This window comes from Streptomyces sp. NPDC034049 (assembly GCF_055575575.1).
This window is the reverse complement of sequence record NZ_JBVISJ010000017.1, coordinates 14617-38804: the sequence shown is the minus strand read 5'-3', so window position 1 is coordinate 38804 and position 24188 is coordinate 14617. Positions and strand designations below refer to the sequence as shown.

At 71.5% G+C, this 24188-nt stretch carries 14 protein-coding genes; 11 read left to right on the top strand and 3 right to left on the bottom strand.

Annotated features, from left to right (window positions below; translation table 11 throughout):
* From leuS to holA, 8 genes are all read left to right on the top strand, one after another.
* Nucleotides 1–2868, top strand: a complete 2868-nt coding sequence (gene leuS / locus ACZ52C_RS35195; RefSeq protein ID WP_469078608.1) for a leucine--tRNA ligase — start codon at nt 1–3, stop codon at nt 2866–2868.
* Nucleotides 2869–3154: 286 nt separating this feature from the next.
* The gene (locus tag ACZ52C_RS35190; RefSeq protein ID WP_469078607.1) at nt 3155–3934 is read left to right on the top strand and encodes a hypothetical protein; all 780 of its coding nucleotides are present in this window, start codon (nt 3155–3157) and stop codon (nt 3932–3934) included.
* Between the two features lie 90 nt (nt 3935–4024).
* The gene (locus ACZ52C_RS35185; RefSeq protein ID WP_469078606.1) at nt 4025–4870 is read left to right on the top strand and encodes a DegV family protein; all 846 of its coding nucleotides are present in this window, start codon (nt 4025–4027) and stop codon (nt 4868–4870) included.
* 174 nt (nt 4871–5044) lie between these two features.
* Nucleotides 5045–6295 carry a ComEA family DNA-binding protein gene (locus ACZ52C_RS35180; RefSeq protein WP_469078605.1) on the top strand — a complete coding sequence of 417 codons (1251 nt, stop codon included), beginning with the start codon at nt 5045–5047 and terminating at the stop codon, nt 6293–6295.
* An 83-nt stretch (nt 6296–6378) separates the two neighbouring features.
* Nucleotides 6379–8892, top strand: coding sequence for a ComEC/Rec2 family competence protein (locus ACZ52C_RS35175; RefSeq protein WP_469078717.1), 2514 nt, complete (start codon nt 6379–6381; stop codon nt 8890–8892).
* Nucleotides 8893–8896: 4 nt separating this feature from the next.
* Nucleotides 8897–9715, top strand: a complete 819-nt coding sequence (locus ACZ52C_RS35170) for an arylamine N-acetyltransferase family protein (RefSeq protein ID WP_469078604.1) — start codon at nt 8897–8899, stop codon at nt 9713–9715.
* Nucleotides 9716–9809: 94 nt separating this feature from the next.
* Entirely contained in the window at nt 9810–10055 is a 246-nt protein-coding gene (locus ACZ52C_RS35165; RefSeq protein WP_469078603.1) for a hypothetical protein, read from the top strand.
* 236 nt (nt 10056–10291) lie between these two features.
* On the top strand, nt 10292–11278 hold the full coding sequence (gene holA / locus ACZ52C_RS35160; RefSeq protein ID WP_469078602.1) for a DNA polymerase III subunit delta: 987 nt from the start codon (nt 10292–10294) through the stop codon (nt 11276–11278).
* A 546-nt stretch (nt 11279–11824) separates the two neighbouring features.
* Here holA and rpsT read toward each other — a convergent pair.
* The gene (rpsT, locus tag ACZ52C_RS35155; protein WP_086799447.1) at nt 11825–12091 is read right to left on the bottom strand and encodes a 30S ribosomal protein S20; all 267 of its coding nucleotides are present in this window, start codon (nt 12089–12091) and stop codon (nt 11825–11827) included.
* A gap of 224 nt (nt 12092–12315) precedes the next feature.
* Between rpsT and lepA the strand changes: the two genes are divergently transcribed.
* Complete coding sequence (gene lepA, locus ACZ52C_RS35150; protein ID WP_469078601.1) at nt 12316–14184, top strand: translation elongation factor 4; 1869 nt, start codon at nt 12316–12318, stop codon at nt 14182–14184.
* A gap of 244 nt (nt 14185–14428) precedes the next feature.
* The gene (locus ACZ52C_RS35145; protein WP_469078600.1) at nt 14429–16306 is read left to right on the top strand and encodes an AMP-dependent synthetase/ligase; all 1878 of its coding nucleotides are present in this window, start codon (nt 14429–14431) and stop codon (nt 16304–16306) included.
* 90 nt (nt 16307–16396) lie between these two features.
* Here the strand turns inward: ACZ52C_RS35145 and ACZ52C_RS35140 are convergent, their stop codons facing one another.
* Together ACZ52C_RS35140 and ACZ52C_RS35135 are read right to left on the bottom strand one after the other, a co-directional pair.
* Nucleotides 16397–16969 (bottom strand): response regulator, encoded by a 573-nt coding sequence (locus tag ACZ52C_RS35140; RefSeq protein WP_469078599.1) that lies wholly within the window; start codon nt 16967–16969, stop codon nt 16397–16399.
* Nucleotides 16966–21114 (bottom strand): HAMP domain-containing protein, encoded by a 4149-nt coding sequence (locus tag ACZ52C_RS35135; protein ID WP_469078716.1) that lies wholly within the window; start codon nt 21112–21114, stop codon nt 16966–16968. The genes ACZ52C_RS35140 and ACZ52C_RS35135 overlap by 4 nt, the downstream gene beginning before the upstream one ends.
* Before the next feature lie 128 nt (nt 21115–21242).
* On the opposite strand from ACZ52C_RS35135, the gene ACZ52C_RS35130 reads away from it, so the two are divergent.
* Nucleotides 21243–24095, top strand: a complete 2853-nt coding sequence (locus ACZ52C_RS35130; protein ID WP_469078598.1) for a SpoIIE family protein phosphatase — start codon at nt 21243–21245, stop codon at nt 24093–24095.
* Nucleotides 24096–24188 lie beyond the last annotated feature (93 nt).

Below are 24188 nucleotides of genomic sequence, written 5' to 3'. Positions count from 1 at the left end.
ATGAGCGAGACGAACCCCGCTGCCGCCGAGGTGGCCGCGCACCGCTACACGGCCGCCGTCGCGGCCGAGATCGAGGCACGCTGGCAGGACTTCTGGGACGCCGACGGCACGTACGCGGCGCCGAACCCCACGGGCGACCTGGCGGGCGACGCGACGACGGCCGCCAAGCCCAAGAAGTTCATCATGGACATGTTCCCGTACCCCTCCGGCGCGGGCCTGCACGTCGGCCACCCCCTGGGCTACATCGCGACCGACGTCTTCGCCCGCTACCAGCGGATGACCGGCCACAACGTCCTGCACACCCTGGGCTTCGACGCCTTCGGCCTGCCCGCCGAACAGCACGCCGTGGCCACCGGCGAGCACCCCCGGGTCACCACCGAGGCCGCCATCGCCAACATGAAGTCCCAGCTGCGCCGGCTGGGCCTGGGCCACGACAAGCGCCGGTCGTTCGCCACGATCGACCCGGAGTACTACAAGTGGACCCAGTGGATCTTCCTGCAGATCTTCAACTCCTGGTACGACGACGAGGCGAGGAAGGCCCGCCCGATCGCCGAGCTGGTCGCCCAGTTCGAGTCCGGCGAGCGCGCGCTGCCCGGCGGCGGCTCCTGGAGCGCGCTGAGCGCCGCTGAACGCGCCGACGTCCTGGGCGAGTACCGCCTGGCGTACGCCTCCGACGCGCCGGTCAACTGGTGCCCCGGCCTGGGCACCGTGCTGGCCAACGAGGAGGTCACCGCCGACGGCCGCTCCGAGCGCGGCAACTTCCCCGTCTTCAAGGCCAAGCTGCGCCAGTGGAACATGCGGATCACGGCCTACGCCGACCGTCTGCTGGAGGACCTGAACGAGCTGGACTGGCCCGAGGCCATCAAGCTGCAGCAGCGCAACTGGATCGGCCGCTCCGAGGGTGCCCGCGTCGACTTCCCGATCGACGGCGAGCGCATCACCGTCTTCACCACCCGCCCCGACACCCTGTTCGGCGCGACCTACATGGTGCTGGCCCCCGAGCACCCGCTGGTCGACAAGTTCACCCCGGACGCCTGGCCCGAGGGCACCCACGACGTGTGGACCGGCGGTCACGCGACCCCCGCCGAGGCCGTCGCCGCCTACCGCGCGCAGGCCGCCTCCAAGTCCGACGTCGAGCGGCAGGCCGAGGCCAAGGACAAGACCGGCGTCTTCACCGGCTCGTACGCCACCAACCCGGTCAACGGCGAGCGGGTCCCGGTCTTCATCGCCGACTACGTCCTGATGGGCTACGGCACCGGCGCGATCATGGCCGTCCCCGCGGGCGACCAGCGCGACTTCGAGTTCGCCCGCGCCTTCGAACTGCCGATCACCTGCATCGTCGACCCGACCGACGGCCGCGGCACGGACACCTCCACGTGGGAGGAGGCCTTCGCCTCGTACGACGCGAAGATCATCAACTCCTCCAACGCCGAGATCTCCCTGGACGGGCTGCCCGTCGCCGACGCCAAGGCCCGCATCACCGAGTGGCTGGAGCGCAAGGGCATCGGCGAGGGCACCGTCAACTTCCGACTGCGCGACTGGCTGTTCAGCCGCCAGCGCTACTGGGGCGAGCCCTTCCCGATCGTCTACGACGAGGACGGCGTCGCCCACCCGCTGCCCGAGTCGATGCTGCCGCTGGAGCTGCCCGAGGTCGAGGACTACAGCCCGCGCACCTTCGACCCGGACGACGCCGACACCCAGCCCGAGACCCCCCTGTCGCGCAACGCCGACTGGGTGAACGTCACGCTGGACCTGGGCGACGGCCGCGGTCCGCGCCCCTACCGCCGCGAGACCAACACCATGCCCAACTGGGCCGGTTCCTGCTGGTACGAGCTGCGCTACCTGGACCCGCACAACTCCGAGAAGCTGGTCGACCCGGAGATCGAGCAGTACTGGATGGGCCCGCGCGAGGGCCAGCCGCACGGCGGGGTCGACCTGTACGTCGGCGGCGCCGAGCACGCCGTGCTGCACCTGCTGTACGCGCGCTTCTGGTCCAAGGTCCTGTTCGACCTGGGGCACGTCTCGTCGGCCGAGCCGTTCCACAAGCTGTTCAACCAGGGCATGATCCAGGCGTTCGTCTACCGCGACAGCCGTGGCTTCGCCGTGCCGGCCGCCGAGGTGGAGGAGCGCGACGGCGCCTACTACTACCAGGGCGAGAAGGTCAGCCGCCTGCTGGGCAAGATGGGCAAGTCCCTGAAGAACGCCGTCACTCCCGAGTCGATCGCCGAGGAGTACGGCGCGGACACGCTGCGCCTGTACGAGATGGCGATGGGTCCGCTGGACGTCTCCCGGCCGTGGGACACGCGCGCGGTGGTCGGCCAGTTCCGGCTGCTGCAGCGGCTGTGGCGCAACGTCGTCGACGAGAACACCGGCGAGGTGACGGTCGTCGACACCGAGCCCGGCGAGGACACCCTGCGGGTGCTGCACAAGGCCGTCGACGGTGTCCGCCAGGACCTGGAGGGCCTGCGCTTCAACACCGCGATCGCCAAGATCACCGAGCTGAACAACCACCTGACGAAGGTCGGCGGCCCGGTGTCCCGTTCCGTCGCCGAGGCCCTGGTCCTGCTGGTCGCCCCGCTGGCCCCGCACATCGCCGAGGAACTGTGGCGCAAGCTGGGACACGACGACTCGGTCGTGCACCGGGACTTCCCCGTCGCCGACCCCGCGTACGTCGTCGACGAGGCCGTCACCTGCGTCGTCCAGATCAAGGGCAAGGTCAAGGCCCGCCTGGAGGTGCCGCCGACCATCTCCGAGGAGGAGCTGGAGAAGGTGGCCCTGGGCGACGAGAAGGTGGTCGCGGCGCTGGCCGGGGCGCCGATCCGGAAGGTGATCGTGCGGGCGCCGAAGCTGGTGAACATCGTTACGTGAGTGCGGCGCGGTCAGCGGGGAGTCCGTGACCGGCTGTGAGGGCTCGGCGGTGACTGCTTGTGTCTGCCGGTGGACGCAGCGCTGTCGATGAGTGACGGTTCGCGCGAGGGCCGTGGCGGTTCGTGCTACGGCCGTCGGTGGCGGTTCGTGTGAGGACCGGTGGCGGTTCGGGGTCGTCCCCTACGGGCAGGTTCCGGGTTCCGATGGAACCTGGGGCCTGCCTGTTGCGTTTACCGTGGAAGAGTGCCGCTGCACATGCCCGTGCCGGTCGGAGGAGGAGCGCGTCGTGGAAGCCGTCATCGCAGTCGTCGCCCTGTTCTTCGTGCTGTTCGTGGTGCTGGGCGTATACGCCACGGTGAAGGCGGTCGGAGCGGCCAAGCGCGGCGTGGACCGCACGATCACGCAGGCCAAGCGCACCGTCGAGGACACCACCCTGCGCGCCAGAAGCCTGGCCCAGCCCGGCCCCGTCGGGCAACTGGCCGACCTGCGGCTCAAGTTGCGCACCTCCATGCGGGCCACCCAGGAGGCCCTGCACGCGGGCGTGGGCGAGGACGAGTCGCTGAAGGAGTCCCTGGCCCTCTTCGACCAGCTCAGCAAGCACGGCAAGGAGCTGGACGCCGAACTGCGGCGCCTGGAGCCCGAGCCCGACCGCGCCAAGGTGGCCCAGCGGCTGCCCGCGCTGCGCGAGCGTACGGAGCGGATCATCAAGTCCGCCGACTCGCTGCGCTGGGCGGCGCACGACCGCGCCCGCAAGTTCGCGGAGGACGACCTCGACACACTCAGCGCACAGATCGACGTCGAGGCGGGCGCGTTGCGCCACTGGACCACGGAACCCGCCGACGTGTGGCCCGAGGCGCCCAAACCCGAGCCGACCGCCTCCACCGGCCAGACCTGGCAGGAGACTCCCGGGTCGGGCGGTGCCGGGTCCGGGGCCGGTGGGGGTGCGTCGTCTCGCAGCGCGGAGCCCTCCGGTGGGCAGGAACCGCCCAGGCCCGCGATCACGCCGCCGAGCGCGCGGCCGACCTACCCGTGGCAGAAGAAGCCCCGCCCGGAGAGCACCACTTGAGCCGTTCGCCCCGGTCGGACCGCCCCGTGCGGTCGCGGGTGACAGGGGCCGGGCTGCCGTCCACACGGCTCGGCGGGTAACCTCCAGCTCATGTCCCGCCATGTCGCGATCGTCACCGATTCAACGGCCTACCTGCCGCCGCCGGCGATGGAGCGTCACCACATCACCGCGGTGCCGTTGACCGTGGTCCTCGGCGACCAGGCGCTCGAAGAGGGGACCGAGATCTCGGCGCGTTCCCTCGCCCAGGCGCTGCAGAAACGACGGTCCGTCACCACCTCCCGCCCCAGCCCCGAACTGTTCGCCGAGACCTACCGCAGGGTCGCGGAGTCGGGCGCCACGGGCATCGTCTCCCTCCACCTCTCGGCCGAGTTCTCGGGCACGTACGACGCGGCTGTGCTCGCGGCACGTGAGGCACCCGTGCCGGTGCGCGTCGTGGACACCGGGATGGTCGCGATGGCCCTCGGATTCTGCGCCCTCGCCGCCGCCGAGTCCGCCGAGGCGGGCGGCACGGTGGACGAAGCCGTCACGGCCGCCGAGAAGCGGGCCGCGGGGACGTCCGCGTTCTTCTACGTCGACACCCTGGACTACCTCCGCAGGGGCGGACGGATCGGTGCGGCCCAGGCGCTGTTCGGGTCCGCGTTGGCGGTCAAGCCGCTGCTCCAGCTGGACGGCGGCCGCATCGAGATGCTGGAGAAGGTCAGAACGGCGTCCAAGGCGATCGCCCGCCTGGAGGAGATCGTCGCCGAGCGGGCGGGTGGGGCGCCGGTCGACATCGCCGTCCACCACCTCGCTGCGCCCGAGCGGGCCTCCGCGCTCGCGGAGCGGCTGCGGGGCCGGGTACCGGGGCTGGCCGATCTGCACGTGAGCGAGGTCGGGGCGGTGATCGGGGCGCACACGGGGCCTGGGTTGCTGGGAGTGGTCGTCTCGCCTCGATGAGGTGGGTGCGGTGGGTGCGGTGAGTGCGGTGAGTGCGGTTGGTGAGCCGGTTGAGGTAGCTCGCCTCGGGGGCGTTCGCTCGGGTGGGTGACGGAGTTATCCACAACTGGGTGGTAATCCACGGGAATTGAGCAAGATCATCGCGAGTGGGTGAGTCTGCCCGATCCTCGTCGCATGGCACTTCGATCACGTTCACGCACGGCGACGGTCACCAGCGGCCCCGGCCGGGGCCCCTCTTCCGACGGGCGCGCCCGGCACCACCACCCAAGGCGACCGCGAGGCCGAGCCGGCCGCCGCCACCAGGCCTCGGCGGAGACACTCCGCCTGCGCGCGGAGGCCTTGTTTCCCGAAACGGCTGGGGAGCCAAGGGAGTTGGGGCATGGGCCGCCGTCGGAGGGGCGTCGGGGGAGGTCGGGGAGTGAGGCCGACGGTGGGGTTGCGCCTGGTCGTGGCGTCGATGGGCGGGTCGCGTCTGCTGGTGACGTCGACGGGTGGGTCGCGTCTGGTCGAGGGCCCGACGGCAGGGGTGGGTCCGGTCCGGTCGGTGGTGACTCGCCTGAGACTGCTTCCGCTGCCGACGGTGCGGGCGTGCCCGCATCCGCTGCCGTAGTCGACGACGGCGCCGTGGGTCGGGATGCGAGCGGGGTGTGGCGCGAGCGGGTGGGGCCTGCCGTGCGGGAGCGACTGCCGCTGTGGTTGCAGACGCGGTGCGGCATCGAGCGCAAGAGCGTGGTCGCGCTGAGTGTGGTGCTGGTTGCCGGGGCGGTGTTCGCGGCACAGCACTTCTGGGCGGGCCGGCCCCAGCCGGTGAGCGCGCCCGAGGTGGTGCGGGCGGGAGCCCCAGGCGCGTCGGTGGTGCCAGGGGGCGCGGAGGCACCTTTCGGCGGGGACGGCGGCGCGGCGGCGGTGTCGGGTGCCCCGCCGGGGGTGGGGGCTCCCACGGCCGGCCCTTCGATCGTGGTGGACGTCGGCGGCAAGGTGCGCAGACCGGGTATCCAACGGCTGCCGGCCGGTTCGCGGGTCGCCGACGCGCTGCGGGCAGCGGGCGGGGTGCGGCCGGGTGCGAACACCGACGGGCTCAACCGCGCCCGGCTCCTCGTGGACGGCGAACAGGTCCTGGTCGGCACTCCGGCGCCGGTGGCCGGACCGGGCGCGGCGCCAGGGGCGGGAGCGGGCGGGAGCGGTGGTGTCACGGCCGGCACAGGCGGTGCCGCGGCCGGAGCGGTGCCCACGACCCCTGTGTCGCTCAACACGGCCACCGCCGACCAACTGGACACACTGCCCGGCGTGGGCCCCGTCCTCGCCCAGCACATCATCGACTACCGCACTCAGCAGGGCGGCTTCCGCTCGGTGGACGAGCTGCGTGAGGTCAACGGCATCGGCGACCGCCGCTTCGCCGACCTACGGAATCTCGTACGGCCATGAGGGCGACGGGAGAGGAGGAGAGGGCGGCTGCGGGGGCGGGGCCTGCGGGGGCAGGGGTGCCTGGTGCTCCGCTGCGATCCGCCGTGCACGCGGCCTCCGGCCGCCGTCTGGGCGACGCGCACCCTAGGCAGGAGGGGCCCACGGATCTGCGCCTCGTCCCACCGGCGCTGGCCGCCTGGGCGACTGCGGCCCTGACGGTGCACGCCTCGCCGGGATGGGTCACGGGCGTGGTCGTGGTCTGTGGGGTGGTGGGGGTGGCTCTGCTGGTCTGCCGACAGGGGCAGGGGCAGGGACAGGGACAGGGGCAGGGACAGGGGCAGGGACGGAGGCCCGGGCGCGGGCTTGGGAGTGGGGCCTGGACGAAGGTGTCCGTGGCCGCGGTGCTCCTCTGTGCGGGTGCGGCGGCCGCCTCTGCCGGGATGCACGGGGCGGATCTGCGCCGGGGGCCGGTCCCGGGGCTGGTCGAGCGGTACGCCCGGGTGACCGCGGATGTGGAGCTCACCTCCGACCCGCGCCTCACCCGCCCCCGGGTCCAGGGCCACCGCGCGGCCCCGGCCGCGGTGCTCCTTCAGGCCGAGGTGCGGCGTGTACGGAGCCCGGACGGGGTGGTCGTCGACACGCGGACGCCGGTGCTGGTCATCGTCGACGTGGAGGCGGGGCCGCGCAGGGCGGCCTGGCTCTCGCTGCTGCCGTCCACGCGGGTGCGGGTGGGGGCGCAGGCTGTGCCGGCCATGGTCGGGGGAGACCGGGTGGCAGGCGTGCTGCGGGTGCGGGGCGGTGGCGCTCCGGTCGTGGTGCAGGAGGCGAGCGCGGTGCAGCGGGTCGCGGGGCGGTTGCGCGCGGGGCTGCGGAAGGCGACCGACGGGCTGGACGCGGACGCGCGGGCGCTGCTGCCCGGGTTCGTCGTGGGGGACACCTCGCGGGTACCGGCGGAGTTGGACGAGGCGTTCAAGGCGACGGATCTCACCCATCTCCTGGCTGTCAGCGGTGCGAACTTCACAATCCTGTTGGCCCTCTTCATCGGCCCGCCGGGGCTGGCTCAGCGGGCCGAGCGGAAGGGGCTGGCGCCTCGGCTCGGGATCCCGTTGCGGGCGACCGCGCTGGCCGGTGGGGCGCTGACCCTCGGGTTCGTGATCGTGTGCCGGCCCGACCCGAGCGTGGTGCGGGCCGCGGCGTGCGGTTCGATCGCGCTGCTGGCCATCGCGACCGGACGCCGCAGGTCCCTCATTCCGGCACTGGCGACAGCGGTGCTGCTGCTGGTGCTGTACGACCCGTGGCTGGCCCGCAGTTACGGCTTCCTGTTGTCCGTCCTCGCGACCGGCGCCCTGCTCACTCTCGCCCCGCGCTGGAGTGCGGCGCTCCAGCGGCGCCGGGTGCCACCACGCCCGGCCGAGGCGCTGGCGGCGGCGGGAGCCGCGCAGGCGGTGTGTGCGCCGGTGGTGGCGGTGCTGTCGGCCAAGGTGAGCCTGGTGGCGGTGCCGTGCAATCTGCTGGCGGAGTTCGCGGTGGCCCCGGCGACGGTGCTGGGGTTCGCCACCCTGGCGACGGCACCGGTGGCGATGCCCGTGGCCGAGTGCCTTGCCTGGTGCGCGAGTTGGCCGGCCGGCTGGATCGCCGACATCGCCCGGACGGGGGCGTCGTTGCCCGGCGCGGGCGTGGACTGGCCGGGCAGCTGGGCCGGCGCGCTGCTGCTGGGCCTGGTCACGGTGGTCGTCGTCCTCGTCGGACGGCGGCTGGTGAGCCGTCCGTGGCTGGTGGGGGCCTGCCTGATGGCGTTCCTGCTGGTCGTGGTGCAGCCGCCGCCGCTGACCAGGGTGATCACGGGCTGGCCGCCGCCGGGGTGGCGCTTCGTGATGTGCGACGTGGGTCAGGGGGACGCGACCGTCCTCGCGGCGGGCGAGGGGGCCGGGGTGGTCGTGGACGCGGGCCCCGATCCGGTGCTGGTCGACCGCTGTCTGACCTCGCTCGGCATCACCGAGATCCCGTTGGTGGTCCTCACCCACTTCCACGCCGACCATGTGATGGGGCTGCCGGGAGTGCTGCGGGGGCGCTCGGTGGGGGCGATCGCGACGACGGGGTTCGAGGAGCCGGTGGAGCAGGCCGCGTTCGTGCGCAGGGAGGCGGCGGCCCGGCGGATCCCGCTGACGCGGGCCGTGGCCGGGGAGGAACGGCGCACGGGCAGCCTCACCTGGCGGGTGCTGTGGCCGCCGGGGGACCAGGCCGCGCCGGACGGGCCGAACGATGCCAGCGTGACCATGCTCGTCCGCTCGGCCGGGCTGACCCTGCTGCTCCTCGGCGACCTGGAACCGCCCGGCCAGAGAGAGCTGGCGAGGTCTCCGGAGGCCGCCGCACTGGGAGCCGTGGACGTGGTCAAGGTCGCCCACCACGGTTCGGCCTACCAGGATCCGGGGCTGATACGGGCCATGGCCCCCGAGCTGGCACTCATCTCCGTGGGCGAGGACAACCCGTACGGCCATCCGGCGCCCAGCACGGTCGCGGCGCTGCGGGCCGGGGGTGCCACGGTGCTGCGTACGGACGAGGACGGGGCGGTCGCCGTCGCGGGTACGGCGGAGGAGTTGCTCGTGGCGAGAGACTGAGGGCATGGACACCGCAGAGCTTGACGCCTACCTTCGCCGTCTCGGGGCCGAGCAGCAGGCCTGGCCGACTGTCGACGTACTGCGTGAACTGCACCTGCGCCATCTGCGGTCGGTGCCGTTCGAGAACCTGTCGATCCACCTCGGTGAGCAGATCGTCCTGGAGGAGAAGCGGCTGCTGGACAAGGTGGTCGGGGAGCGCCGGGGCGGGTTCTGCTTCGAACTGAACGGGCTGTTCGGGGCGTTGCTCTCGAAGCTGGGGTTCGATGTGACGCTGCTCGCGGCTCGGGTGTACGGCGAGGAGGGGCGGCTCGGCATCCCGTTCGACCATCTCGCGCTGCGGGTGCGGACAGTGGACGGGGGCGACTGGCTGGCCGATGTCGGGTTCGGGGCGAACAGCCACTATCCGCTGGAGTTCGGTAACCGGGCGGAGCAGGAGGATCCGGGAGGCAGGTTCCGGGTGGCGGAGGCGGACCGGGAGAGCGGGGGCCGGGAGTTCGGGGACCTGGACGTGTTCCGCAACGGCAAGCCCCAGTACCGGCTGGAGACGAGGCCGAGGGTGCTCGGGGACTTCGTGGCCGGGGCCTGGTGGCACTGCACCTCGCCGGCCTCGCACTTCACGCAGTCCTTGGTGTGCTCACGGCTCACGGAGGACGGCGGTCGCGTCACCCTGAGCGGTCGCACGTTCACCATCACCTCGGCGGAGGGCGCCCGCGAGGTGACCGAGCTGGGCTCGGACGCGGAGGTGCTGGCGGTGTACCGGGACCGCTTCGGGGTGCGGCTGGACAGGGTGCCGGAGGTGGGGGTGGGGCGCGGGGTGGGGTAGTGGGGCGTGGGGTGGGGGCCAGGCCCCGGGGGGCGGGCGGGCGGGGAGGGGAGGGGAGGGGAGGGGCCCCAGGTGGGTGGCGGAAGATGGGGGTGTGAGTGATGTGAGGCATGTGTTGGTGTTGCCGGACCGGGACGCGGCCGAGGAGGTCGTCGAGGTGCTGGGGGAGCGGTTCGGGCTGGATGAGGAGCCGCAGCTGGTGCGGGACGCGTTGGCGGGGGAGGACGACGCCGAGGACGCGCAGTGGCTGGTGGTGCTGCGGGACGAGCGGGAGCGGCTTGATCCGGTGGCGTTGGACGAGTTCGCGGGGGAGTGGGAGGGGTGGAGGGAGGAGCCGTAGATTGGCCGCTCCTGCCGCTCCTGCCGCTCCCGCCGCTCGCGCCGCTTCCGTCGCTCCTGCCGTTCGGTCGGCGGCCGGGGCGGCCTGGGGCGTCGTCCTCGTCGATGCAGACCTGCGCCCCGCCGTCGTCAACGCCCACGCCGCCCAGCTCGTGTCGTCCGTGTCGGGGGCCCCGTGCCGGCAGGGGTGGTCGGTGGGCGGTCGGGTTGTCAGTGGGCCGTGGGATGCTGTGCGGGATGGCCAAGAAGACTGTGAACGATGATCCTCTCGCCCCCGTGACGTTGGCCGTGGGGCAGGAGGAGTTGCTGCTCGACCGGGCTGTGCAGGTGGTGGTGGCCGCGGCGAAGGCCGCGGACGCCGACACGGATGTGCGGGATCTGACCTCGGACCAGTTGCAGCCCGGCACGCTCGCCGAGCTGACGAGTCCGTCGCTCTTCGCGGAGCGCAAGGTCGTGGTCGTGCGGAACGCGCAGGATCTGTCCGCCGACACGGTCAAGGACGTGAAGGCGTATCTGGGGGCTCCCGCCGAGGAGATCACCCTGGTGCTGCTGCACGCGGGCGGCGCCAAGGGCAAGGGGCTGCTGGACGCCGCGCGCAAGGTCGGGGCGCGGGAGGTGGCGTGCCCCAAGATGACGAAGCCGGGGGATCGGCTGGCGTTCGTGCGGGGAGAGTTCCGGACGCTCGGGCGGTCCGCGACGCCGGAGGCGTGCCAGGCGCTCGTCGACGCGATCGGGAGTGATCTGCGGGAGTTGGCGTCGGCGGCGTCGCAGTTGGTGTCGGACGTCGAGGGGACGATCGACGAGGCGGTGGTCGGGCGGTACTACACCGGGCGGGCCGAGGCGTCGAGCTTCGAGGTGGCCGATCGGGCCGTCGAGGGGCGGGCGGCGGAGGCGTTGGAGGCGCTGCGGTGGTCGCTGGCGACGGGGGTGGCGCCGGTGTTGATCACCAGTGCGTTGGCTCAGGGGGTGCGGGCGATCGGGAAGTTGTCGTCGGCGCGGGGTGGGCGGCCGGGGGATCTCGCGCGGGAGTTGGGGATGCCGCCGTGGAAGATCGATCGGGTGCGGCAGCAGATGCGGGGGTGGACGCCGGAGGGGGTGGCTGTGGCGTTGCGGGCGGTCGCGGAGGCGGATGCCGGGGTCAAGGGTGGGGGCGATGATCCCGAGTACGCGTTGGAGAAGGCGGTTGTGGTGATCGCGCGGGCGGCTCGGTCGCGTCGAGGGTGAGTTTTCGCCCCCGCCGCCCCTACCCGTCCCGTCCTCCAGGGGCGCTGCCCCTTCGACCCCGGTCGACCCCGGTCGGCCCCGGTCGACGCCGGTCGGCTTCGGCGCGTCGGGGACGAGGGGAAGAAGAGGGGGAGGGGAGGGGGCGGGCAGTAAGGGGGCCGTGTGGGGGCAGCAGGGGGCCGTCGGGGGCGGCGGCCGGGGCGACCGGCTGGTCCTGAGGTGAGTAAGTACGTGCGGGCGCGTTGGGGCTTGTCGCGCAGTTCCCCGCGCCCCTGAAAAGCCTGCAGTCGCCCCATGCCCTACCAGCACCGCCGCCTCCCGAAGCCGCCCCAGGTCCCCCGGCGCCCCGCCCCCCGCACCCCCGACAAACGCCAAAAGCCCCATCCCGTGCCCCGGGGAAGGGGCGTGGGGTGGGGCTTTCGGTTCGAGATGTGGGATCCGCACCCGCGTGGCGAACGCAGGCCGCGTGCGGATCCGGGGTGTCGGGTGGGAGCGGAGAGAGAGGGCCCGCTCGGGTCCAGCCGACGATCAGATCAAAGGTGAAGCTCAGCCCTTGAGGGTAGCGACCTTGGAAGCAAGCGCCGACTTCTTGTTGGCGGCCTGGTTCTTGTGGATGACGCCCTTCGAGACGGCCTTGTCGAGCTGACGCGCGGCAGCGCGCTGGTACTCGGTGGCCTTCTCGAGGTCACCCGCGGCAGCGGCCTCACGGGCCTTGCGGATCGCGGTCTTGAGCGACGACTTGACGGCCTTGTTGCGCAGGCGCGCCTTCTCGTTCGTCTTGTTCCGCTTGATCTGGGACTTGATGTTCGCCACGAAGGAGCCTTTTCAGCTTGGTTTGAGCTTGGTTTTCCTTGACTGTGTCTCCTGCAGAGAGGGCATGAGACACAGCGGCCCACGTTACCAGCAGCTCTCGCGTCGGCCCAAACCGGTCGCAGCCCTCCACCCGTGGGACCATGGTGCCTACGTACAGACCCGCCAGACCCGATCCGACCCGAGACCGCAGACGGCTGCGGACGCCTCAAGAATCAGGACCCTGCGTGCCCGCGATCCCTAGCCATGTGCCCGAGCCGAGCCGTACCGACCCGGCTCTGATCCGCAACTTCTGCATCATCGCGCACATCGACCACGGCAAGTCCACGCTCGCCGACCGGATGCTCCAGCTGACCGGTGTGGTCGAGCAGCGACAGATGCGTGCTCAGTACCTCGACCGCATGGACATCGAGCGTGAGCGCGGAATCACGATCAAGTCCCAGGCGGTGCGTCTGCCCTGGGCGCCGACCGACGATCCGGGCAACACGCACATCCTCAACATGATCGACACCCCCGGGCACGTCGACTTCACGTACGAGGTGTCGCGGTCGCTGGCGGCCTGTGAGGGGACCGTCCTCCTGGTCGACGCGGCCCAGGGGATCGAGGCCCAGACCCTCGCCAACCTGTATCTGGCGATGGAGAACGACCTCAAGATCATTCCCGTTCTGAACAAGATCGACCTGCCGGCCGCGCAGCCGGAGAAGTTCTCCGAGGAGCTGGCGAACCTCATCGGCTGCGACCCCGCGGACGTGCTGAAGGTCAGCGCCAAGACGGGTGTGGGGGTCGACGCGCTGCTCGACCGGGTCGTGGCGGAGGTTCCGGCGCCGGTCGGTGTCAAGGACGCGCCCGCCCGCGCGATGATCTTCGACTCGGTGTACGACTCGTACCGGGGCGTGGTCACGTACGTCCGTGTGATCGACGGGCAGCTCAACAAGCGTGAGCGGATCCGGATGATGTCGACCGGCGCGACGCACGAGCTGCTGGAGATCGGGACCAACTCGCCCGAGATGCTGCCGGCCGACGGGCTGGCCGTCGGTGAGGTGGGTTACCTCATCACCGGTGTGAAGGACGTCCGGCAGTCGAAGGTCGGTGACACGATCACCAGCCAGGTGAAGGGGGCGACCGAGGCGCTCGGGGGGTACAAGGACCCCAAGCCGATGGTCTTCTCGGGCCTGTATCCGCTGGACGGGTCCGACTACCCGGAGCTGCGTGACGCGCTCGACAAGCTCCAGCTCAACGACGCCGCGCTGGTGTACGAGCCGGAGACGTCCGCCGCGCTGGGCTTCGGTTTCCGCGTCGGTTTCCTCGGGCTGCTGCACCTGGATGTGATCCGGGAGCGGCTGGAGCGCGAGTTCGGGCTCGACCTGATCGCCACCGCGCCGAACGTCGTGTACCGCGTCGTCATGGAGGACGGCACCGAACACACGGTCACCAACCCGAGCGAGTTCCCCGAGGGCAAGATCAACGAGGTGTACGAGCCCGTCGTACGCGCCACGATCCTCGCCCCGACCGAGTTCATCGGTTCGATCATGGAGCTCTGCCAGACCCGGCGCGGCACCCTGCTCGGCATGGACTACCTGTCGGAGGACCGGGTCGAGATCCGGTACACGCTGCCGCTCGCGGAGATCGTCTTCGACTTCTTCGACCAGCTGAAGTCGAAGACGCGCGGGTACGCCTCGCTGGACTACGAGCCCACGGGTGAGCAGACCTCCAGCCTGGTCAAGGTCGACATCCTGCTGCACGGCGACAAGGTGGACGCCTTCTCGGCGATCACGCACAAGGACGCGGCGTACGCGTACGGGGTGCGGCTCGTCGCCAAGCTGCGCGAGCTGATCCCGCGGCAGGCCTTCGAGGTGCCCATCCAGGCGGCCATCGGCTCGCGGGTCATCGCCCGCGAGACCATCCGCGCCATCCGCAAGGACGTCCTCGCCAAGTGCTACGGCGGTGACATCTCCCGGAAGCGGAAGCTGCTGGAGAAGCAGAAGGAAGGCAAGAAGCGGATGAAGATGGTGGGCTCTGTGGAGGTTCCGCAGGAGGCCTTCATCGCCGTTCTGTCCAGTGACGACAGCGCCGGGAGCGGCAAGGGCAAGAAGTAGCCACTGGTTACCCCCGGAAACTCGAGTGGAGCGTGGGCCTGTCGCGTGTCGCCGCGACGGGCCCGCGTGTGTTCGTAGGGTCGTTCTCGGTGGAAAGTGACGACCCGCCGCCCCTTACCAACCGGCCTACCTCGCTCTACCCTGATCACCACTCGATGGTTACTCGCGAGTTAAACAACAGCCGCTTTGAGCCAGCCGCACAGTCCGTGAGCCAGCTGTACTGTCGCGTGCCCCGGAGGATGTCGTGAGCGACACACAGACCCTGATCGAGAACCGTCCGCCCTCGGTGGCGGCCCTCTTCCTCGAGCGCGTGGCGGCCACGCCCGACGGCGAGGCATACCGCTACCCGGTGCCACCGGCCTCCGGGGAGGGACCCTCCGACTGGAAGTCGCTGACCTGGGCGGAGTCGGCCGAACGGGTTTACGCCGTCGCGGCCGGACTGATCGAGCTGGGTGTGCAGCCGGAGCAGCGGGTCGCGCTCGCCTCGTCGACGCGCATCGAGTGGATCCTCGTCGACCTCGGCATCATGTGCGCCGGCGCCGCCACCACGACCGTCTATCCGCAGACCAACGCCGAGGAGTCCGCGTACATCCTCTCGGACTCCTCCAGCCGGGTCCTCATCGCGGAGGACGCGGCGCAGCTCGCCAAGGCCCGGGAGAAGAAGGCCGAGCTGCCCGAGCTGACGCATGTCGTGGTCATCGACACCGAGGGCGCGGACCTCTCGGAGGACTGGGTCCTCTCCCTGGCCGAGCTGGAGAAGCGCGGCGCGGCGTGTCTGGAGAAGAAGCCCGACCTGATCACGGAGAAGGTCGGCGCGATCACCAAGGACCAGCTGGCCACCCTCATCTACACCTCGGGCACCACGGGCCGCCCCAAGGGTGTGCGGCTGCCGCACGACAACTGGTCGTACATGGCGAAGGCGATCGCCGCGACCGGGCTGGTCAGTGGCGAGGATGTGCAGTACCTGTGGCTGCCGCTCGCGCACGTGTTCGGCAAGGTGCTCACCAGCGGTCAGATCGAGGTCGGGCACGTCACCGCGGTCGACGGCCGGATCGACAAGATCATCGAGAATCTGCCGGTGGTGCAGCCGACGTACATGGCGGCCGTGCCGCGCATCTTCGAGAAGGTCTACAACGGCGTCGTCGCCAAGGCGCGCGCGGGCGGCCCGGCCAAGTACAAGATCTTCCAGTGGGCGGCCGGGGTCTCCCGCGAGTACGCCAAGGCCAGCCAGGACAACTTCCGCCGCACCGGCACGGCCTCGGTGCCGTTCGCGCTCGGCGCGAAGCACAAGATCGCCGACAAGCTGGTGTACGCCAAGCTCCGTGAGGCGTTCGGCGGCCGGCTGCGGGCCTGTGTCTCCGGGTCGGTGGCGCTGGCGCCCGAGATCGGGTTCTTCTTCGCCGGCGCCGGCATCCACATCCTGGAGGGCTACGGCCTCACGGAGACCTCGGCGGCGTCCTTCGTGAACCCGGGCGAGGCGTACCGCACCGGCACGGTCGGCAAGCCGCTGCCCGGCTGCGAGGTGCGGATCGCGGACGACGGCGAGATCCTGCTGCGCGGACCCGGTGTGATGGAGGGCTACCACGGCCTGCCGGAGAAGACGGCGGAGGTGCTGGAGGCCGACGGGTGGTTCCACACCGGGGACATCGGGGAGCTGTCGCCCGACGGGTACCTGCGGATCACCGACCGGAAGAAGGACCTGTTCAAGACCTCCGGCGGCAAGTACGTCGCGCCGACGGAGATCGAGGGCCAGTTCAAGTCGCTGTGCCCCTTCACCTCCAACGTGATGGTGATCGGCGCGGACCGTAACTTCTGCACGGCGCTCGTCGCGCTCGACGAGCCGTCCCTCCAGGGGTGGGCCGCCGAGAACGGGCTGGCCGGGAAGTCGTACGAGGAGATCATCACGGCGCCGGCGACGGTGGAGATGGTCGAGGGGTACGTCATGCAGCTCAACCAGGGGTTGCAGCGGTGGCAGACGATCAAGAAGTTCCGGTTGTTGCCGCGGGACCTCGACGTCGAGCACGGTGAGCTGACGCCGAGCCTGAAGCTGAAGCGGCCGGTGGTGGAGAAGGAGTACCAGCACCTCATCGATGAGATGTACGCGGGGGCTCGGGAGGCGTAGCGCCTGAGGCCCAGCGCGTGAGGCAGGGGTGGCGGGGGCTGCTCGGCGGCTGCGGGATCGTCGTGGCTGGTCGCGCAGTTCCCCGCGCACCTAAAGGGCGCGGTTGTTCTCCACCAGGGTTCGAAGTTCACCTATCTGCGTGCGTATCTCGGTCAAGTCCGGCGCAGGCGCGGCCAGTTGCTTCTCCAGGGCCGCCAGGCGGGCGTCCACCTGGTCCGCGTGTTCCCGTCGGCTCGTCAGCAGGGTCTCCAGCTGGCGAGCCTTGCGGTGCAGGTCCAGGAAGACGCTGACCTTGGCCCGTAACACCCACGGGTCGAAGGGCTTGGTGAGGTAGTCGGCGGCGCCGGTGGCGTAGCCGCGGAAGGCGTAGCCGGTGTCGGCGTCCGTGCCGGTGAGGAAGATGATCGGGACGTCCTTGGTCTGGTCGAGACGCTTGATGTGGGCGGCGGTCTCGAAGCCGTCCATGCCGGGCATCCGGATGTCGAGGAGGACGACGGCGAAGCGGTGCCGCAGCAGGGCCTTCATCGCCTCCTCGCCCGAACGGGCGCGGACGAGCGGCTCGTTGAGGGATGCCAGGACGGCCTCCAGGGCGAGCAGGTTGTCCTCCATGTCGTCGACGAGGAGGATGCCCGCGCCTGCGTCGGTCCGGTCCTGAGGGGTCATGGTGAAGGTGCCTCGTTCTCTTCGGTGCGTTTCTCGGGGGACGGCTCGGCGCCCTGCTGGACCTGGGGGGTCTCCGGGTCCAGGACCGCGCAGACGACGGTGAGCAACTGGTCGACGTCCACCGGCTTCGGTACGTAGTCGTTGGCGCCGCGGGCGATCGACTTCTCGCGGTCGCCGGGCATCGCCTTGGCGGTGAGGGCGACGATGGGCAGGCCCGCCCAGCGGGGGGTACGGCGGATGGCGGAGATCGTCTCGTAGCCGTCCATCTCCGGCATCATGATGTCCATCAGGACGAGTTCGACGTCCGGGTTGCGCTCCAGGGTCTCGATGCCCTCGCGGCCGTTCTCCGCGTACAGGACGGGCATGCCGACCCGGCCCAGGACATGGGTGAGCGCGAAGACGTTGCGGATGTCGTCGTCGACGATCAGCACCCGGCGGCCCGGCAGGACCTGCCCCGCGCGGCCCGCCTTCCACGCCTCCAGCTTGGTGGGCGCGGGCCAGGAGTCGTCGCTGTCGTGCACGTCGTCGTCGTACGCGGCCGGGTACGGCTCGGCGGTCAGCTGCTCGGGGACGAGGCTGCCGTGCTCCTCGACGACCGGGCCGGTCACCCCGTGGCCGGGGCTGAAGACCGGGACGTACAGGGTGAAGGTCGAGCCCTTGCCGGGGACGCTCTCGGCGATGATGCGGCCGCCGAGCAGGCCGGCGATCTCCCGGCTGATGGACAGACCGAGGCCGGTGCCGCCGTACTTGCGGTTGGTGGTGCCGTCGGCCTGCTGGAACGCCTCGAAGATCACCGGGAGTTTCTCGGCCGCGATGCCGATGCCGGTGTCCGAGACGGCGAAGGCGATCACCTCGTCGTGGTCCTCGCGGGTGTGGCGGTGGTCGGGGTCCTTGACGCGGTTGACGGTGAGCTCGACCCGGCCCGACGCGGTGAACTTGATCGCGTTCGAGAGGAGGTTGCGCAGGATCTGCTGGAGGCGCTGCTCGTCCGAGTACATCTCGCGCGGGACGCCCTCGCCGACCGTCACCTCGAAGGCCAGGCCCCGGTCGAGGGTGAGGGGACGGAACGTGGCGTGGACGTAGTCCAGGAGCTTGATCAGCGGAAGGCGCTTCGGGCGTACGTCCATCCGGCCCGCCTCGATCTTCGAGAGGTCGAGGATGTCGTTGATCAGCTGGAGGAGGTCGGAGCCCGAGCGGTGGATCGTGGTCGCGAACTGCACCTCCTGGTCGGTGAGATGGCCGTCCGGGTTGTCGGAGAGCAGCCGCGCCAGGATCAGCAGCGAGTTGAGCGGGGTGCGCAGCTCGTGGGACATGTTCGCCAGGAACTCCGACTTGTACTGCGAGGAGGTGGCCAACAGGGCCGCCTTCTCCTCCAGTTCGGCGTTGGAGCGCTGCAACTCCGCCTGCTGCATCTGTAGTTCGTCCGAGCGTTCCTGGAGCTGCATGGCGAGGCGCTGGGACTCGCCGAGGAGGGACTCGGTGCGGGAGTTGGCGATGATGGTGTTGATGGCGACGCCGATGGTGTTCACGAACTGGTCGAAGAACGCCAGGTGGACGTCGGAGAAGCGGGAGAAGGACGCCAGCTCGATCACCCCGAGGAGCTTGTCCTCGAAGAGGATCGGGATGATCACCACGCTGGACGGGGAGGCCTCCCCGAGACCACTGTTGATCTTGATGTAGCCGGGTGGGGCCTCGTCCACCAGGATCCGCTTCTTCTCGCGGGCCGCCTGCGCGACCAGGCCGTGCACCGGCAGGCCGCCGGTCTCGACGGTCGCGCCCTGCGCCGCGCCGTAGCCCGCGATGAAGGCGAGACCCTTGGTGGGCGCCACCGGCAGCGGGGCCGCGCCGTCCTCGTCGGGGTCGGCCAGGTAGAAGGCGCCGTACTGGGCGTTCACCAGCGGCGTCAGCTCACGCAGGATCAGATCGGCGACCTCCATCAGGTCGCGGTGGCCCTGCATCAGGGCGGCGAGCCGGGCGAGGTTGGACTCCAGCCAGTCCTTCGCGCGGGTGGTCTCGCGGAGGTTGGCCACCATCAGGTTGATGTTGTCCTTCAGCTCGGCGACCTCGCCCTGCGTCTCCACCGTGATCGACCGCGACATGTCGCCCTGGGCCACGGCGGAGGCGACCTCGGCGATCGCGCGGACCTGCGTGGTCAGGTTCGACGCGAGCTCGTTCACGTTCGTCGTCAGACGCTTCCAGGTGCCGTAGACGCCCTCGACCCGTGCCTGGCCGCCGAGTTGGCCCTCGGAGCCGACCTCGCGGGCCACCCGGGTGACCTCGGAGGAGAAGGAGGAGAGGGTGTCGACCATCGTGTTGATGGCGGTCTTCAGTTCCAGGATCTCGCCGCGCGCGTCCACGTCGATCTTCTTGGAGAGATCTCCGTTCGCCACCGCCGTGGTCACCTGGGCGATGTTGCGGACCTGCGAGGTCAGGTTGTCCGCCATGTAGTTGACGTTGTCGGTGAGGTCCCGCCACACACCGGACACGCCCAGCACCTGGGCGCGGCCGCCGAGCGCGCCGTCGGTGCCGACCTCGCGGGCCACCCGCGTCACCTCGTCGGCGAAGGCCCGCAGCTGCTCCACCATGGTGTTGACGGTGTCCTTCAGCTCCAGGATCTCGCCGCGCGCGTCGACGGTGATCTTCTTGGAGAGGTCGCCGTTGGCGACGGCGGTCGTCACCTGCGCGATGTTGCGGACCTGCGAGGTCAGGTTCAGCGCCATGAAGTTGACGTTGTCGGTGAGGTCCTTCCAGACCCCGGAGACGCCCCGCACCTGCGCCTGCCCGCCGAGGTTGCCCTCGGTGCCGACCTCGCGAGCGACCCGGGTGACCTCGTCGGCGAAGGCGGAGAGCTGGTCGACCATCGTGTTGATGGTGGACTTCAGCTCCAGGATCTCGCCCTTGGCCTCGACGGTGATCTTCTTGCCGAGGTCCCCCTGGGCGACGGCCGTGGAGACGAGGGCGATGTTCCTGACCTGCGAGGTCAGGTTGTCCGCCATGAAGTTGACGTTGTCGGTGAGGTCCTTCCAGACGCCGGAGACGCCCCGGACCTGGGCCCGGCCGCCGAGGTTGCCCTCGGTGCCGACCTCGCGGGCGACCCTGGTCACTTCGTCGGCGAAGGCGGAGAGCTGGTCGACCATCGTGTTGATGGTGGACTTCAGCTCCAGGATCTCGCCCTGCGCGTCGACGGTGATCTTCTGGCTGAGGTCGCCGTTCGCCACCGCCGTGGTCACCTGGGCGATGTTGCGGACCTGCGAGGTCAGGTTCGACGCCATGAAGTTGACGTTGTCGGTGAGGTCCTTCCAGACCCCGGAGACACCCCGGACCTGGGCCCGGCCGCCGAGCTGGCCCTCGGTGCCGACCTCGCGGGCCACGCGGGTGACCTCGTCGGCGAAGGCGGAGAGCTGGTCGACCATCGTGTTCACGGTGAGCTTCAGTTCGAGCAACTCACCGGTCGCCTCGACCGTCACCGTACGGGTGAGGTCGCCGCGCGCCACCGCGGTGGTCACCAGGGCGATGTCCCGCACCTGCGCGGTCAGCCGGGCGGCCATGGTGTTAACCGCCTCGGTCACATCACGCCAACTCCCGGACAGGCCACGGACCTTGGCCCGACCGCCGAGCCGGCCCTCGGTGCCGACCTCGCGCGCCACCCGGGTCACCTCGCCGGTGAACAGGGACAGCTGGTCGACCATCTTGTTCACCGCGCGGCCCAACCGCCTGAGGTCGCCCCGCAGTTGACGGTTGCCGTCGTGCAGGTCGACCCGCTGGGTGAGGTCGCCGCCGGCCACCGCGTCCAGCACCCGGGTGGCGTTGGCGGCCGGGGCGACCAGGGCGTCCAGCGTCTGGTTCACATCGTCGACCCGGGTCGCCCAGGCACCCTGGCCCGGGCTCGCCGACAGCCGCTCGTCGAGGCGGCCGTGCCGCACCAACTCCCGCCGGACCCGCTGCACTTCGCTGCCGAAGTGGGTGCTGCGGTCGATGATCTGGTTGAAGAGGGCGCACAGCTCCGCCACCGGGGCGGGGCCCGTCTCCGGGACCTTCGTGAAGCTGCCGTCGCGGGCGGCGGTCATGGCCGACGTCAGCGCGCGGAGATCGGATGCTTGGATCAGAACGTCCGTTTGGCTGTCTTTTTGACCGTCTCGGAGCATCCGCGTAGCACTGTTCTCACTCATGGTGGCCCACTTCGGTAACTCGGCGCTTATGGGCGTGGTCAGTCTGTCACTCTGTCCGTGCCGCCTGAGGCCTATTCGTCCGAACTTTCTCAGGGAGCCGCTCAGTGGGGGCCATTCCGACGCAACGGGAGACCGCGTCCTGTGCGCCCGACGCGCCCGCGCGCGTCGGGGCCGACGCGCTGTCTGCCGGAGCCGCGTACGCGGGCGCGGACCGGCGCGCGGTGGTGCGCGTGTCGCTGCCCGGGGGACCGCTCGCGCCGGGAGCCGCCCGGCGCTTCGTCGGCACCGCGCTCGGGGAGTGGGCCGAGCTCGATCTGCCGGGCGCCACGGCCCTCTCCGCCCGCCTCGTCGAGGACGCCCTCGTGGTGGTCAGTGAGCTGGTCACCAACGCGGTCGTCCACGCGGGCACGGACGTCGAACTGCTGTGCCGTCTGGGGCGCGACGACCCCGCCTCCGCCGGGTGGCTGCTGGTCGAGGTCTCGGACCACCATCCCTCCAGGGCGGTACGGGACGAGGGTGCCGAACGCCCCTACCTCGTCGAACAGCCTTACGGGGCCGCCGAGTACGGACGTGGCCTGCGCCTCGTCGCGGCGCTCTCCGAGGCGTGGGGGATCACCTACCGGACCGGCATGAAGACCGTTTGGGCCCGGCTGTCGGTCGACGGGGCGATGGCGGTGGAGGACGCGTTCGGGGCGTACGGCGGCGACGTGCCGGGGCTGGAGGCCGGGGGGATCTCGGGGGCCGTCGGGAACGGGGAGGTCGGGGAGGCCGGGGGGTCCGAGGGCGACGGGGCGGTCAAGGAGGGCGGGGGAGGGGCCGACTGGCGCGTGCCGGCGGCCGCCGGCGACGGGGAGGCGCGGGGAGTCCGCGGTGCGCGGGCGTACGCGAGGGGCGCGGAGGCGCGGGAAATCGGGGGTGCGCGGGCGTACGCCGGTCGCGTCGGACACGGCGACGAAGGGGTCCCCGAGCAGGGACCGGACCCGGTCGACCTGGTCGCCCCCGTGCCCCGGCTCGGGGTGGAGCGCGACCGGGAGTGGTTGAACCGGGGCGCGCTCTCCTTCCTGGCCGAGGCGTCCGATCTGCTTGCCGGACAGCTCGACGAGGACCTGGTCGCCGCGCTCGCCGGGCAGCTGTTGGTGCCGAGGCTGGCGGACTGGTGCGCGGTGTGGCTGGAGGACGAGGGGCTGGGCTGGCGCGGCGGTGACGGTTCGCTCGGCCCGGCGCCCCGGCTCGCCCGCGTCTGGCACGGCAGCGAGAACCGCATCGAGGAACTGCGCCGGGCCCTGGAGAAGAACCCGCCGCGACTGCCCGAGTCGGTGCGGTCCAGAGCGGTACCGGTGCCGTGGCCGGAGCCGGCCGCCGGGGACCGGCCGACCGCGGTGGGTGCCAGGGGGCCGACAGTGGACGGCGAGGGTGCGCCGGCGGACGGCGAGGGTGCCGCGGCGGGGTCGGGCGGGACGCGGGACGGCGGTTCGGCCGGGGAACGACACGGCGGTTCGGCCGGGCTGAGTCACGGCGGGGCCGTGCGCGCGTGTGAGTGCGGGACGGCGCCGGAGTGCGACGGTGGGGCGGCCCGGGAGTGTGGTGGCGAGGCCGCGCGGGAGTGTGAGGGCGGGGCGGCGCCGGAGTGCGACAGCGGGATCGTGCGCGGGCGCGAGTGCGGGACGGCGCCGGAGTGCGACGGTGGGGCGGCCCGGGAGTGTGGCGGCGAGGTTCCGTCGGAGTGTGAGGGCGGGGCGGTGCCGGAGTGCGCCAGCGGGGCCGTGCGTGGGCGCGAGTGCGGGACGGCGCCGGAGTGCGACGGTGGGGCGGCCCGGGAGTGTGGCGGCGAGGCCCCGTCGGAGTGTGAGGGCGGGGCGGCGCCGGAGTGCGACAGCGGGATCGTGCGCGGGCGCGAGAGCCGGCCGACCCGGGAGCGTGACGGCGAGACCGTGCGGGAGCGGGGCAGCGAGGCCGTGCGGGAGTGGGGCAGCGAGGCGGCGCGGGAGTGTGCAGGTGGGGCCGCGCTTGCCTATCGGCTGATTGCCGGGGGGCGGCCGCTCGGGACTCTCGTCATCGGGCGGGCCGGGCTGCTGCGGTTCCCGGACGAGGTGACCGGGCTGGTGGAGGACCTGAGCCGACGCATCGCGCTGTCGATCGGGGCGGCCCGCCAGTACGCCCGCCAGGCGACCATCAGCCGCGTGCTCCAGCGCGGCCTGCTGCCGGGCGCGGTCGCCGAGATCCCCGGAGTGTCGAGCGCACTGGTGTACGAGCCGTGCGACAAGGGCGGACCCAGCGGCGACTTCTACGACCTGTTCCCCGCCGGCCGTGGCCGCTGGTGCTTCGCCATCGGTGACGTCCAGGGCAAGGGCCCCGAGGCCGCCGTGGTCATCGGTCTCGCCCGCCCCTGGCTGCGGCTGCTCGCCCGCGAGGGCTACGGCGTGGCGGACGTGCTCGACCGCCTCAACCAGCTCCTCCTCGACGACGCGACCGAGGCCGCCGACGCCGCCGCCCGCGCCCTGGTCACGGCCGGCGACCCCGGTCTCGTCGACCCCGACGGCCCCCAGACCCGCTTCCTCTCCCTCCTCTACGGCGAACTCGTCCCCGTCCCCGGCGGCGTCCGCTGCACCCTCGCCTCCGCCGGCCACCCGCTGCCGTTGCTCCTCGGGCCCGACGGCGACGTCCGGACCGTGGCCGAGCCGCAGACCCTGCTCGGGGTGATCGAGGACACGGAGTACGTCTCCGAGACGTTCGAGCTGCGCCGCGGCGACACCCTGCTCTGCGTGACCGACGGGGTCACCGAGCGGCGCAGCGGCCCCCGCATGTTCGACGACGGGGACGGCCTCGCCACCGCGCTCTCCGGCTGCGCCGGCCTCGACGCCCAGCTGATCGCCGAGCGCATCCGCCGGCTCGTCCACGAGTTCGGGGAACGCCCACCGGACGACGATCTGGCGCTGCTGGTGCTGCGGGCGGAGTAGTGGCCGGAGCAGGGCCGGAGCAGGAGCGTCACAACGGCGGATCGAGGGCGGATCGAGGGCGGACCGAGGACCGGCGGCGTTGCTGGACAATGG